The sequence below is a fragment of the Blautia sp. SC05B48 genome (genome assembly GCF_005848555.1).
In the GTDB taxonomy this organism is placed as follows: Bacteria; Bacillota; Clostridia; order Lachnospirales; family Lachnospiraceae; genus Blautia_A.
This window is the reverse complement of sequence record NZ_CP040518.1, coordinates 3,031,732-3,046,476: the sequence shown is the minus strand read 5'-3', so window position 1 is coordinate 3,046,476 and position 14,745 is coordinate 3,031,732. Positions and strand designations below refer to the sequence as shown.

Below are 14,745 nucleotides of genomic sequence, written 5' to 3'. Positions count from 1 at the left end.
TTCCCTCTGGCCCCGCTATGAACCGTACGTTTTGGTTATGTTACGTTGTTGACAGGGTGATGGATTCTGCGTTTGTTTAAAACGACAGGCTGTGCCGATCTCATCGGCATAACACCTTTCAACAAGAAGACGTATTCTTCCCACACCTCCAACGGCGGACGCTCAACTCATCAAAACGTAAGGACAGGACACCACGCGTCCGCTTCCACCTCTCCGGCTGAAACGTCAGCCGGGGAAGTGACAGTCCTCCGGGCTGCTACGGAGGACTGTCACTTCCCCGGCGTCCGTTCGCCAATATACCCTTTCAAAAACTCATATATATCCCTCTCCAGCGGCGGACACCCTTCCACATAATTCTGAAACTTACAGGTACAGTGTCCCACACCAAGCACACCCGTCTTACCACGATACCCCTGCCCGATGCAGATTTTTTCATCCAGCTTCTCAAAAAGCCCCTCTTCCTTCAGCATCTCCAATGCCGGGATCAGATACCCGTAGCAGGCACTGCAGGATTCCACTTCCTCCACGGCATCCGCAAGCTCCACAACCTTTCTGGATACCGGCATCCTCTGATCCGCACCATCCTCCAGAAATCTGACATCTGCCTTTGAAATATCTGAACAGCCCACGCCAAGCTCACCTGCCAGCTTCACATAGGGAACCTCAGCTACCTCATAATGCATCATCTGACACACATACGCGTCCACGAGAACCGGATCACAGGCAGCCATTACACGGTTCATCACGACAGGATTTCCGCCATCTTCAAAATCCAGATCCCCGCAGATATTATCCACAACAATAAAGTCCTGCTGTATCCCCATATTCAGATGAGCAATGGGTTTATGAAGCCCCAGAGAATGAAAACGTCTCTTTTCCTTATTTGGGATCAACCCCTTCATATTCTTAAGGGCACAAGTGATCTTTGTCTGACAATGGCCTTTCAGAACCGGCACATTAATCAGAAAATCAAGCTCCTTTACCCGCTCACAGACATTCAGCTCCATGCCGCCACAGTCCACAGAAACACCTTTATCCTTCTGCATATCCCAGAACGGCACCTGATACTCTTCCTCAAGTCTGTCAAAGCCACAGGTCTCAAAGGCCTCCCCTGTCTTATCTCCTACCCAGGATCCCTCCAGCATCACCATATCCCGGAAGCCATGCTCCTTCAAATACTCAATAATTCCTGCAACCACTTCCGGATGAGTCGTTGCGCCCCAGGAAGCCTCTGAAGGAGAAACCAGATTCGGCTTGATTCCGATCTTTTTCTTTCTGTCTCCGATATGGGACTGAAGATCCGCTTTTTCCAGAAGCTCCTTTGTCATTCTTTTATATTCCGTGCCACTGGTAATAAAAATCTGATTTTTATCCATAATTATCAAAATTCCTTTCTTTCTGAAATGTGAATACTGATCTATAGCAAAGCTTTTTTCATCAGACAGGCCAGACAAAACAGCCGACAAATACAGCAGTCATCACAATTATAAAAAATACCCTCTCTACCGGTTTCCCGGTAAAAAGGATATTTTATCCGACATAGCAGTCTCGTATTATCTTTCAATCTTTGCTCCATTCCACCATGGGAATTCACGGTTCAGCCATTTTCCTGCAAGCTCACTCCATGGTTCACAGGCTCTTGCGATCCCTCTGCCGTTTTCGTTGGCAGTCAGCTCATTTGCCAAGCCGATTCCATGGGGACCCTGCGGAAAAACGTGATACTCCACTGGAATGCCCTTTTTATAGAGTGCCTGAACAAAGAGAAGTGTATTATCCAGCAGCACCGTCTGATCCTCAAAGGTATGCCAGATAAAGGTTCTGGGTGTATCTTCCGTAACCTGAAATTCCAGAGACATCTGATCTTTCAGCTCCTCATAACGATCTCCCAGAAGATTTCGAAAGCTTTCTTCATGGCCAGCTTTCCCTGAAGTGATCACCGGATAATTCAGGATCATGCCATTGGGACGGATCCGCTCGTTTTCCATTCCCGTGATCCCGGCAAGCTCCTCAGTATTCCAGAACACTCCCAGAGAAGCTGCCAGATGGCCTCCTGCCGAAAAGCCGGATACAATGATCTTATTCTTTTCAATATGCCACTTATCGCTGTTCTCTCTGAGAAGAGCTACTGTTTTTGCCAGCTGACGGAGAGCCACCGGATATCTGGCAGGTGCCACACTGTAACGAAGTACCACTGCGTGATAGCCCATTCCCATAAACCGGACAGCAATGGCTTCTGCTTCTCTGTCTGAAGTCATGCAATAAGCTCCGCCCGGACAGATCACTATGACCGGACGCTTCTGTCCCGGATAGAGTTCTTCCGATTCCTGCCAGAAATAAGTTTCTATCCATGCCTCATTATAATCCTTTGTTTTCTCTTCGATCATAATTCTTTCGTTGATCATTCCAGTTTTCCCCTCTTCATTTCATCGCTTCTCTGATCGCTGCAAGAAGTTCATCGTATTCTTCGTAAGCAGGAATTTCCGGATGATCTGCACGGATCTGCTCTGTACTGCGGAAAAGGAAGCCTGCTTTGCTTGCCTGGATCATTCCGAGATCATTGTAGGAATCCCCGCTTGCGATAGTCTCAAATCCCATGGACTGCAGTGCCTTCACAGTTGTCAGCTTGGATTTCTCACAGCGCATCTTAAAGCCTGTGATCTCTCCATTCTCTGCTACTTCCAGGGAATTACAGAAAAGTGTCGGTCGTCCAAGCTTCTCCATCAGTGGAGTTGCAAACTGTGTAAAGGTATCACTGATCAGTATCACCTGGGAAAAAGATCTCAGCTCATCCAGAAATTCTTTTGCTCCCGGAAGGGGATCGATCTTTGCAATAGTCTCCTGGATCTCTTTCAGTCCCAGACCATGCTCCTTCAAAATTCCAAGTCTCCAGTTCATCAGCTTATCATAATCCGGCTCATCACGGGTTGTTCTCTTAAGCTCTGGGATTCCGCTTGCCTCTGCAAATGCGATCCAGATTTCCGGTACCAGTACACCTTCTACGTCCAGACATGTAATATACATCTTTCATATCCTCCTCTTGATCCAACTTACCGTTGATATTGCACAGAGTCTGACTCCTTCCGGCTGTCAGAACTCTTTATTCTTTTAGCGCTTTACCCTGATATTATCATATGCTCTCAAGGTCTGTAAACCGTTTTATTTTTTCTTCTTTTCCGATTCATAGATTTTCAGCTCTTTCAGTGCTTTTTCCCCAAGAGGATACAGCATGAAAATATTAAAGATCGTCATCAGGCCAATTCCTACATCTCCCAGATCCCATACAAATGTGTAAGCTGCGATCCCACCGATAAACAGCATCACCAGTGCCAGCACCTTATATCCTGTCTGTGAACCCCAGTTATCCCCAAAAAGATAGGACACATTGCCTCTTGCATAAAACAGGATTCCCAGGAATGTGGAAAAGCTGAACATAAACAGTGTTGCAGCAATAAAGATCACTCCAAACTGTCCCATATGATAATGCATGGCAGTCTGAAGAAGTTCCATTCCGGAAAGTCCCTGTACCAGATCCTCCGGTACCAGAAGCATGATCATGGCTGTACAGCTACAGATCACGATCGTATCCACAAATACACCCAGGGCCTGGACAAATCCGGCTTTTACCGGACTGTCACATTCTGCTGCCGCTGCTGCACAGGGAGCGGAGCCGCTTCCCGCTTCATTGGAAAAAAGACCTCTTTTTACTCCGTTCATCAGCACGACGCCAAATCCGCCGGCAGCAGCCTGACGAAATCCGAAAGCTTCTTCAAAAATCCGTTTAAATACTCCTGGCATACTTCCGAGATTTGTAAATATAATAAACAGTGTGATCACAAAATAAAGCACTGCCATCACCGGCACCAGAATATCCAGAACTTTAACCGTTGCATTCTTCCGAAGCACGATCACAGCTGCGATCACTACCAGCACGATGGTAGTATACAGCGGCGGAATATCAAAAGCATTTTTGAAAGACGCCGTGACGGAATTGCTGATAACCTGACTGATCCCACACCAGCAGATCAGGCCGGAAATGGCAAACAGAACGGAAAGCAGAACCTTTTTTCGTTTTCTGCCCTGTTTTTCTTCCCAATAGCGGTGGATATAGTAGGCAGGACCGCCCCTGTAGCCACCATAAAGAGGATCCTTTTCTTTATAGAGCTGTGCCAGGGTCGCTTCGATAAAAGCAGTGGAGGAACCGATCAGCGCCGTGATCCACATCCAGAATACCGCTCCTGCACCTCCTGCTGAGATTGCAGCTACCACACCGACCAGGTTTCCCATTCCCACACGGGTAGCTGTAGATACGATCAGCGTCTGAAATGCTGAAAGATTTTTTTTGTCACTTTTCTTTTCTGACAGGGCTCGCACCATATCCGGAAAAAGACGGATCGGCAGAAGCTTTGTCCGGATGGTAAAATAAATACCAGTCGGAATCAGAAGCAGGATCAGAAGTGAGATTCCCAGCGTACTTCCTCCCGGAAGCGGGATCCTTATCAGATCTCCCCACAGAAATGAATAGACCTTTTCGATCATTGTTACTATCATGTTACTGTTTCCTTTCCCCAATCACCCCATGTGATCGTTTTGTTCTCTTTTTCTGCCCGTTATTTGTATTTATTTCTGCAACGTTTTAAACGGGCAAAGTGTATCTTTTATTATAGTAGCTTTCTGTTCGTATGTAAAGAAAAATCCCGAATCTTTCGATCCGGAATTTTTTTATATTGGTAACTTTTCTGTTATTCGACAGATTTCTGATATCTGTCTCTTTTTATGAGCATAGCTGCATTTTACTCTCAGCCAGCCAGGTGGAACATCTCAATCAGGAATATCCAGCTCATTCCATAGTATGTTATCACGGCTACAAGGTCATTTACCGTAGTGATCAGAGGACCTGAGGCTACTGCCGGGTCCACACCAACCTTTTTGAAAAACAGCGGTATGCAGGTTCCCACTGCACTGGATACCAGCATGGCCACCAGCAGGGATAATCCGATACAGCCGGATACCGCATAGGCAAATACGAGTGTTTTTCCTTTGAATAAGAAAATATACAATCCGATCAGTACAAAAGACAGAATACCGAGCAGACCACCGTTGCAGAGACCGATCCGCATTTCCTTCAGCACAAGCTCTGCTTTCTGTCTTCCCGTCAGCGTCTCATCCATCAGTACACGGATGGTTACAGCCAGGGACTGGGTTCCAACATTTCCTGCCATATCCAGGATCAGAGACTGGAAGCACATGATGATCGGCAGACAGGTAACTACTTTTTCAAACATTCCCACAACAGAAGATACCAGCATACCAAGGCCCAGAAGAACGATCAGCCAGGGCATTCTTTTTTTCATGCTTTCAAAAAGAGGTTCTTTCAGATCTTCCTCTGCAGTCAGACCGGCCAGCTTTGCATAATCCTCTCCCATCTCATCATCTACCAGATCGATGATCCCTGCGGATGTGATCACTCCAAGGAAACGATTGTCATCGTCCAATACAGGAATGGAATCTTCGGAATAATCCTTCAGTCGTTCCATACAGTCATCGATCTGCTCAGTACCATACACATATGGATAGGAAGTTACGATCAGCTCTTCCATAGGGTGGTCCTGTCTTGCTGTGATCAGATCCTTCAGATCCAGGGCTCCATAAAACTCCCCTCTGTCCGTCACTGCAAAAATCGTAGAAATATTATCATTATCTGCCGCCTGAGAAACCAGCTCACTCATGGCCTGCTTTACGGTCAGGTTTTCACGGATCACAATGCAGTTCGTTGTCATTCTGCTTCCGATCTCATCCTCATCAAAGGAGCGGATCATTTCGATATCTTTCCGCACCTGTTCATCCAGAAGCTGGATCAGAAGCTTGCGTTTTTCTTTATCGATCTGCTTTAAAACATCTGCCAGGGCATCGGTTTCCATTTTGGAAAGAATGGCTGCCGCTTTTTTAACATCCATCTCCTCCAGATATTTTACAGTTTCTTCTTCCTCCAGATACTCAAAAACATCTGCCAGCATACTGCTTTCCAGGATACGGTATAGTCTGCTGCGCTCCGCAGTGCTTAATTCTCTTAATACTTCCGCCAGATCGTTTTCGTGGAAATCCTGCAGCCTTTCACTTAAAACTGCCGGAGAAACACTGCTTCGGATCAGACTCAGAATATCTTTTGAAAAATCCTGATTTCTTTTTGTCATTTTCTCATCCTCCTCACATAGTATCGCACAAAATACGCACACCAAAAACAGACATGTTAAAGCATGTCTATGTGCTGTCTGATTTTTGATTGTGTTTCCTTGGGATTTGAGTATAAAGCGAAATGAATTTATACATGATCGCTTTACTGTAAGATTCTCAGAATGAGAAGAATGAAAAAAATATATATTATAATCCTGCTGCAATTATAATGTAATAACACCGTACAGGTTCTGCTGACACCGTTACATCCTGTCATACATATCCTTCCGATATGCAGATATACTATTCTCACAGATATTCTGTATACTTAAAACAGAATGGAACAGTCTCATCCTTCTCTGTTCTTTCCATCTTTCACTCTGAGAGCTACAACTTCGCCCATGAGAATCACAACTGTCCATTCTGTTCACCTGCCTTTTTTCTTAAAATATTCTATCAACCCGGCCATTATAACGTTCCCGGCCGGGTTTTGTCAACCGGATTTATGGTTAAATTTATTGTAAATCCGGGTAAAATTTTTCCACTTTACAGAGGTGGAGTTTATGCTGCTGCATTTCCGTTGATCGTATCAATGACTTTTTTTATTCCAAGCCAAACACTCATATCTGTAAAGATTTCTGAAATGCTCCCACGATCTGTAAACGGAGATTCCAATAAAACAGAAAGATCCTTCATCATCCCATTATGAACAATATACTCAATGATCTGATTTACAAAATAAATCTGCCTGCTGTCCAGACTTACATCCTCAAGATACTTTGAAAAAGCTTCCTTGGCTGCATTCATATCAAGACCTACCATTTCTCTGATAAATTCTCCCAATGGCTTTCTGCCAAATTCTGCTTCATAATCCTCTTTTGTACCAAGCTCGCTCCAGAGAATTTTTTCCAGTTCATCTACATCTTTTTCTGTAAGTGGCTGATTCTTTTTCAACTTTGATATCACATGGTCATCCTGATGCTGCCGGACATAATATTCTACCCGTGCCTTATAGTTTTTCAGATCATCGTTTTCCAATTCTGCTTCTTTCCATTCCGTTGAAAGAATTTCGTCTGTAAAATTGGTCATATATTTATTCCTACTCTTATCCGGAATATACTTCATAAGATCTCTAAGATTTTCCCTGATATTTTCAAATTCATTGATTCCTGCATTTTCCATATAATCTGTATGCAAAATCTGATCGATCAGCCCTGCTTGTGCCTGAATCTCCGGTATATTTGCCACACCGGCAATTCCGGAAACCTTTTTTAAAAGATCTTTTCGTGCACTTGTATATTTCTTTCCAACCAGAGATGCAAGTTCTATTCCATACATAAGTGCATCAAAACGTACTGCTGTTACTTCATCACTTTCAGGCAAAATCAAGGGTGCAACTTCTTCCCTTACAAGTAAAGTATCTTCATAAGTAAGCATCTGATAGTTCGACTCTTCTGAATATAATTCTACATATTTCAAATGTTGGCGAACTGTAAAACTATCTCTTGGGAGCTCTTTTACTTTTTCAGTCATGTGCTTTACAAGCGCAGTCCTGTACGCAGTTAATTTATCTGTCTGATATTTAATATCCTGAAGCTTGTACGAAATCTCAAACTGAAGATTAAAAACCGCACTTTGCAACGCCATCAGATTTGCACTTGCTTTTCCCTTATTCATTCGGAAAAACTCAAAATTCCCACAGAAATCAAAAATGTAAAACTTTTTCTTATCTTCCCCATCCAGCAATCCCGGGCATAGTCTTGTTCCTCGTCCGATCATCTGCCAGAATTTTGCTTTACTCATGACTTTCTTAAAGAATACAAGATTAAGAACTTCAGGTACATCAATTCCAGTATCTAACATATCTACAGAAATTGCGATCTGCGGTAGTTTTTTCGGATCTGAAAACTCATCAATTGCACTCTGTGCATATTTCATTCTGTTATCGATCACCATGGCATAATTCTTTAAATGCGGATATTCCTTATTAAAAATCTCAAGGATTTTTTCTGCATGATCATGATTTTTCGCAAAAATAATTGTTTTTCCAATCTTCTGTCCATATTCAATTTTAATTCCATCTCTCATCAGGACATGAAGAACTTTTTTAATTGTATCTTCGTTAAAAATCCAGGTATTCAATGCAGCCGAATTTATCGCTTCCGGAAGCTTTCCATTTTCGTCTTCAAAAGTATTTTCATAGATTTCTTTATCTGCTTCTGAAAGTTCATCATATACAATTCCCTGATCAATAAATTTCACCCTGGATTCTACTGACAGATAATCAACCAGATATCCATCCTTAACCGCCTGCGCCAGATCATATCCATAAGTAGGATCTCCGTTTGCCAGTTCAAATACTTCATATGTATTTTTGTCAATCTCATCTTTCGGTGTTGCAGTAAGTCCTACAAGCAGTGCATCAAAATATGTAAAAATATCTTTATACTTATTATAAATAGATCTGTGCGCTTCATCACAAATGATCAGATCAAAATGACCACAGGTAAAAACTTTTCCTTCTTTATCATTTATCACATCAATACAATTTATCATGGTCTGATATGTGGAGAAAACACATCGTGACATATAATTATTCTTTTCTTCAACCAGATTTGTACAGGAAAAATCCTGCATCCAGTTTACAAAATTTCTTTTCGCCTGCGTTACCAGTGAATTTCTGTCCGCCAGAAAAAGGATATTCTTTACCCAGCCCGCATCAACCAGTACCTTGCACAAAGCCATTACTGTTCTGGTTTTTCCGGAACCTGTGGCCATAACCAGCAGTGCTTTTCTCCGATTCTTTTCATCAAAACTCTGGCATACTGCTTTTATCGCGGCTTCCTGATAATAGCGTCCTGCAATTTTTTTATCTACAGAAATATCCTGCAGGCTTGTCCGCATACTCAAAAGATTAAACCATTTCTCCAGATCCCGTTTGGAATAAATAACCGAACATTTTCTTTCCGGATATTGTCCGTCTATGATCCGGGTTTCAAAACCATTGGTAAGGAAAATTACCGGGCGTCGTTCATATTTCTTTTCCAGCAGATCTGCGTAAAGTTTCGCCTGCTGCCTGCCCTCGGCAACGTCTTTACAGGTACGTTTTGCTTCAATAATTGCCAGAGGTTTCCCTGTATCATCATAGAGAATATAATCAATACGTCCAATTCCTGATTTATTCGGCATTCCTGTCACGGTCATCTCATTTAACCAGTCTTTTCCCTGTGTCCATCCTGCATCAATGAGCATAGAATCTATGTAAAGTTTTCTGGTTTCATATTCAGACAGATCCAGAGGTTTCGGAACATATGTCTGCTGCTGTTTCTCATGACGTGCGGACAGTTCTTCCCTGAGAAAAGTATTTTCTGCCATTAGTTTTTGTAGATCCAGTTCCTGCTGGGCAGTTTTTTCCTGTTCTTTCAGAAGTGTTTCCTTTGTTTTTCTGGCTGTTTCCCTGGATGCCTTTGCCTTCTCAATTCTGTCATCAATAATCGACTTGTCAAATGGATGCTCATGATACTGTTCTCCATAACAATATGCAACGTAATCTAAAAAAATTGACAGATTTTCAAGGCAGAGCATCGCTGCATCTCTGCCAGGTTTTTTATTGCTATGTGCCACACTGTTTCCACATCTGCGGATATAATCCATCCGTTTCCAAAGATCCGGTCCCACTAACTGTCTGAATTCCTCTGTATTCATCAAAGTGTGAAGGTTATCCTGGTACGGAATCTGCAAACTGTTCTCCACAGAATACAACCATTTCACAGCAAATTCCATAGCCCGCCGGCTGTTAAGAATACTCGCATCCGGATCTGCTAATATAATTTTCTCTGCAGAGATGGCAACATTCGCAAATGCAGAGAATTTTGATTCATTTTTTAAATAATCAAAGTTTGTTACCATTGTGAAATCTCCCTCTTTTACTTTCAACTTTTTATGTCATTTGTAAAAAAATCTGGAGTTTACTCTGTGTTCATATAATTTTGAAAGTTTTATTATCACTGTATTTTTAATTTTTCTGGCATGTTTTTTCTTACATTTGTAATCTCTTTATTTAAATCTTTTATATATTCTTTACACACGTCTATATATAATCCTGTTTTATATTCTGAGTTTTCCAAAAAATGTAATTCAATTGGATGTTTTGTAATCTCCGTAAGTAACTTTACAAATATACTTTTCAAATCATTTTGACTCTCATCATTATTAAGACATACTTCTGCAGTTTCTTCAAAGTCAAATACTAAATAATCTTTATTTTCTCTTTTCTCCAAATGTACATTAATCACTTTGCTTTCCTGATTCATAAATATCCTTTCTATCATAAAATGCATTTTTACCACCCTCAAGAGTATGCATACTTTCTTGAGTCCAGTTTTTAGTGTCTGTTTCATCATCTATATTTTTAAGTTCATCATAAAATGGATTGCCAACATATGTTTTATATACTCCATTCTCATGAGTTCTTAGTATACTGATATACGGAAGTGTACCAACTGCAATATTAGCATTATGTGTTGCTATAATTACTGTTTTTCTCCGTTTTGCAAGATCAGTTAATCTCGGAAGTATATTAGATGTTATATATGAATTTCCCATTCCTAACTCCGGTTCATCCAAAATATATACATCGCTTTCCGAATCCAATAATTTTTGCATCAGCAGTATTCCCCGTTCTCCATTAGACGGTTTGTAAATTTCTCCATCTTCTAATGCTGTTTCTTTAGATATTCCTATAAAAGCTCCTATATCTTTAATTCCATCATCATAGAACTCTTGAAACCTTGATATTTCTTCTGATATATTCTCCTCTAGGATAGCTTTTTTTATCCCACTTATTAAAAGTTTACAATTTCTTAAGACTGTTATTCCCTGTTTAAATTCATCTGTACGTGATTCTTTTGTTAACATTCTATATCGTGTTTGAATGTATATATCACCTTTTTCTTCGAGATTTCCTAAGTATTCTTTTTCAACCTTATCCTCAGTAGAAAATACACTACATATTTCTTCTACATTTTCAAACAACTTAAACCTTTCCATGGCAAAATCATAAAACCCTACACTGCTAGGCTTAGATATTGTATCAGAACATTTATCCGCTATTGCTTTTATCCTATCAATGCTCCAATTTGTAAGTTTAATACTCTTATTACTGTTCCACTTTTGTATTTTTGCATTATTTATATTTTTACATAACTTTTCCAATAGCAACATCAAAGTTGTACTATCTTGCTCATCCAAATATTTTTCTACATCAATTTTTTTGAATGTAGATTCTGTGAATTCTTTCAAATATTTATAATCTAATTCAAGTTTTCGGTCACGAATTTCCTCCTCTATATGTACACACTCTGTTATTTTCATTCTCCCTTTATTTTTATTGTTATCTTTTGTTTCCATCCAGCTTATATATTTTTCAAAAGATGTTGGCAATTCTTCTTTCCAATTATAAATATCAATAAATTGTTGTCTCATATTATCCAGTTGAAGTTTCTCAGGTGTAGCTATTACATCTTTAACTTTTAACATTTTTGAAAAATCTTCATCTTTTTCATTGCCTTTGTAACTTTCCATTGCAATTCCATTTTCAATATAATATTTCTTCAAAGATTCAAGGATTTCAGTTTTTCCCGTCCCCTTTTGTCCGAAAATAATATTAACATCCTCATAAAAAGGTAATTTAAAGGTTACTCTTTTACATGGCGATACAGGAATCTCCTTTTTCCGTTTTTGATTGAGCAATGTATCTATTATTTGTACATCTTTTTTCGCTAACAAACAAAATTGCTCAAATGTTTGTACTGGTAATCTTATATCCGCAAACTTACTAGTTTCATACTTGTCCCAATCCTGTACATCACTTCCTATAATAACACTATAATCAAAATTGGAAAAAACTCCAAGACTTCGATAATCAGATGTTTCTTTAAATAACCGACTAGAATCGGGTAATAACTCCTCTAATTCCTGAATATCTTCATCTGAAAGTTTGGGTTCTTTATGAAAATGTGGTATATAAATACAATCACATTTTCCAAAGACTTCATACACTTTTTTTACACTAATCTGAAATGTATTTACATCTTCATCTTTAATCAATTTTTGTACTTGAGTATTAAACAGCTCAACATTTTTAGGATTAGCAATTACTATCAAATGACCCCTTTTACGCTTTCCCTTTTGGTCTGCTTTTCCTAAAATATCAAGTTCTACTCCCGGCCATATATCACAATTTCCCGCTGTAACATCTTTAAATTCTTTATACTGCTCATAATCAAAATGATTGTGATTTGTTATTGCAACAATTTCAACCCTCGCTTCAATAATCTTTTGAAAAAATTTGTCTTTGGTAACATTTCTTGTATACGCATCTCCTGTTTTTACCTTTTTTGTGTGACAATGTAAATCAATTCTCATAATTGCCTCCCATCTCAGGTATAAATGTTTTTAATATATCACCATACCCCATTCATCCCAAAATCCACCATTTTTTAACTTGTATATATTTTTTTGTGTTTCTTCCGATAATACATTCCATTCCCATGGCCTTGAATACCCACTACCGCTACCAAAAATATTTAATTTTCCCATATAAGTTACAATATCTCTTACGCTCGGATATCTCCACGCAATCTTTTGAAGCAAATCAAAAACACATGCTCCCACAGGAGTAAAAAATTCTTCTTTATTATCTGATGCTATATACCCACTCATAACATAATTTCCTTTTAATCCCTTACCGTTATCATAGTTTGGTACTATCATCTTTTGAGATTTCCATACTCCTAAGTCAGCAACACATATGATATCTGGAGTTTCCCTAGGATGTGTAACATATTTTTCATTATATTCCCAAATAGATTTTTCAATATTTTCTTTCGGATTCGAATTTTCTTTTTTCCATTCATGTGAATGTGCCAATAATCCATAATAAATTTTGCTTTGCAAATCTTTTCTTGGTGTTCCATTCTCATTAATAGCTAATTTTTCTATCTTCTTTGAATGCTCTATAAATTCGCCAATATGTTTACGCCTTAATGTAGTTTTACATTCAAATGCAGCCACTACTCCTCCAGATAAGTATTCCTTACAATTCAACAAGCTTTTGGGATAATCTGGTGATAAAACAATCACATCCACTTGCGGACTTGTTTCTCCTGAATCACTTAATATTCTTCCTTTTGTAACTATTTGAAAATAAGGTGGAATCCAAGATTCCAAAAGTTCTTTCCAATTTTCTTCTCCTTGATCCCCTGCAGTTCCTGGATCTTCATTTACTCTTCTACAAATTCTCGTATATTCATCTGAAATATTTCTATTTGCCTTTTTAAAAAAATCAAATAAATCATGTGTCGAAGTGCTCATATTCGTTTCCCTTCATTCCTGCTATACTTATTTTAATCATTATATATATTTTTTTATCCAACGCTTTTGCAATTTAACTTTTTATTTATGCAAAATCTATTTCCAAACAAATTATTTCAACAAACAATAAATTCGTACAAATGCAATCATAGCATTTTATTTTATAATTGTACTTATCAACTACAGTTATCAAGGAATCCTTGATAACTGACTTTTATTTTTGTCTCAAGATATGCCAACATCTTTCAGCCATTTCGTTTATAACATTCTGTTTTCTCGGTACGATTCAAATATATATGACGGATTTTCGTAATATACACTGCTGTTGTAGTCATCAATTTTTGCACTGATAAAAGAATTGTATACTTTTATTATAGCATCTATAATTCCAATACCCTCATCTGCAGCAACCATTTTTATCAGCCGCTTATATACCTTTCCAATGTCCCAATGTGATGGAATGCTGTATTTACAATTACCCACATTGTCAAATTTTCCCTCTTGTATTTCTGCTTCTTTAATAAAATCATCACTGACTCTGTCAATGTTATCACAATGGTAGACATCTGCGAGGTCATAAATTTTATCAATCCTCTGCTTTCCAAGCTTGTTTACAACATTTGTCCGTGTATTCTTTGTTTTCCTGGCAATGTAATCGATCAGGCTGCATGTGTAAAATAAATCATTATCTTTTTTACTTTCCCGTCCTTCTCCTGCCATTTACAGCACCTCACAATCTCTATATTTCAAACATTTCAGTGATTCTTTGGAGCAAAATGCAATCTGATGGGTTGGATATTTAAACTTTGCAAGAACCCAGAACTGTTCTCTGGTAATCGTACCATCCATATAATCAGAAACAAAATTATAAATCTGATCATCCGCCATTGCGCCGATTACAATATCATATTCATGATCATTCCCACCCCGGCATGCAATTATAAAATCCAGCCATTCTTCTGTCATATCTTTGAATTCTTTTATTTTCAGATCCGGTTTTAAACGCACATCGTATACAGATACAACCTTCGTGTCATATCTCCTGGCCCATCTTTGAGCCTGTTCTTTTATAATCGTACAATAAAAGCCTGTTCCAAAATCTTTTGTATTACGTCCTTTCCGGATTTTCGGTTTCTCTACAACCTGATATCCACCATGATACACTGTCATTATTGCCATTCAGATTCCCCTTTCTAAGCA

At 39.2% G+C, this 14,745-nt stretch carries 11 protein-coding genes; all 11 read right to left on the bottom strand.

The window, feature by feature from the left end:
• Positions 1-269 precede the first annotated feature (269 nt).
• A complete protein-coding gene (locus EYS05_RS14165; protein ID WP_138277397.1) occupies positions 270-1,376 on the bottom strand; it encodes a DUF362 domain-containing protein in 1,107 nt (368 codons plus the stop codon).
• A 177-nt stretch (positions 1,377-1,553) separates the two neighbouring features.
• Positions 1,554-2,402, bottom strand: coding sequence for an alpha/beta hydrolase (locus tag EYS05_RS14160; RefSeq protein ID WP_118515870.1), 849 nt, complete (start codon positions 2,400-2,402; stop codon positions 1,554-1,556).
• 16 nt (positions 2,403-2,418) lie between these two features.
• Positions 2,419-3,021, bottom strand: a complete 603-nt coding sequence (gene thrH / locus EYS05_RS14155) for a bifunctional phosphoserine phosphatase/homoserine phosphotransferase ThrH (protein ID WP_015524708.1) — start codon at positions 3,019-3,021, stop codon at positions 2,419-2,421.
• Positions 3,022-3,156: 135 nt separating this feature from the next.
• Positions 3,157-4,548, bottom strand: a complete 1,392-nt coding sequence (locus tag EYS05_RS14150; RefSeq protein WP_138277396.1) for an alanine/glycine:cation symporter family protein — start codon at positions 4,546-4,548, stop codon at positions 3,157-3,159.
• A gap of 248 nt (positions 4,549-4,796) precedes the next feature.
• Positions 4,797-6,191 (bottom strand): magnesium transporter, encoded by a 1,395-nt coding sequence (gene mgtE / locus EYS05_RS14145; protein ID WP_138277395.1) that lies wholly within the window; start codon positions 6,189-6,191, stop codon positions 4,797-4,799.
• A 541-nt stretch (positions 6,192-6,732) separates the two neighbouring features.
• On the bottom strand, positions 6,733-10,080 hold the full coding sequence (locus EYS05_RS14140) for a DEAD/DEAH box helicase family protein (RefSeq protein ID WP_138277394.1): 3,348 nt from the start codon (positions 10,078-10,080) through the stop codon (positions 6,733-6,735).
• Between the two features lie 95 nt (positions 10,081-10,175).
• Entirely contained in the window at positions 10,176-10,484 is a 309-nt protein-coding gene (locus EYS05_RS14135; protein WP_138277393.1) for a hypothetical protein, read from the bottom strand.
• The gene (locus tag EYS05_RS14130) at positions 10,459-12,597 is read right to left on the bottom strand and encodes a histidinol phosphatase (protein ID WP_138277392.1); all 2,139 of its coding nucleotides are present in this window, start codon (positions 12,595-12,597) and stop codon (positions 10,459-10,461) included. The genes EYS05_RS14135 and EYS05_RS14130 overlap by 26 nt, the downstream gene beginning before the upstream one ends.
• 30 nt (positions 12,598-12,627) lie before the next feature.
• Positions 12,628-13,545 (bottom strand): DUF6602 domain-containing protein, encoded by a 918-nt coding sequence (locus tag EYS05_RS14125; RefSeq protein WP_138277391.1) that lies wholly within the window; start codon positions 13,543-13,545, stop codon positions 12,628-12,630.
• 258 nt (positions 13,546-13,803) lie between these two features.
• Entirely contained in the window at positions 13,804-14,265 is a 462-nt protein-coding gene (locus EYS05_RS14120; protein WP_138277390.1) for a hypothetical protein, read from the bottom strand.
• Entirely contained in the window at positions 14,266-14,724 is a 459-nt protein-coding gene (locus tag EYS05_RS14115) for a DUF3990 domain-containing protein (RefSeq protein WP_138277389.1), read from the bottom strand.
• Positions 14,725-14,745: the final 21 nt, after the last annotated feature.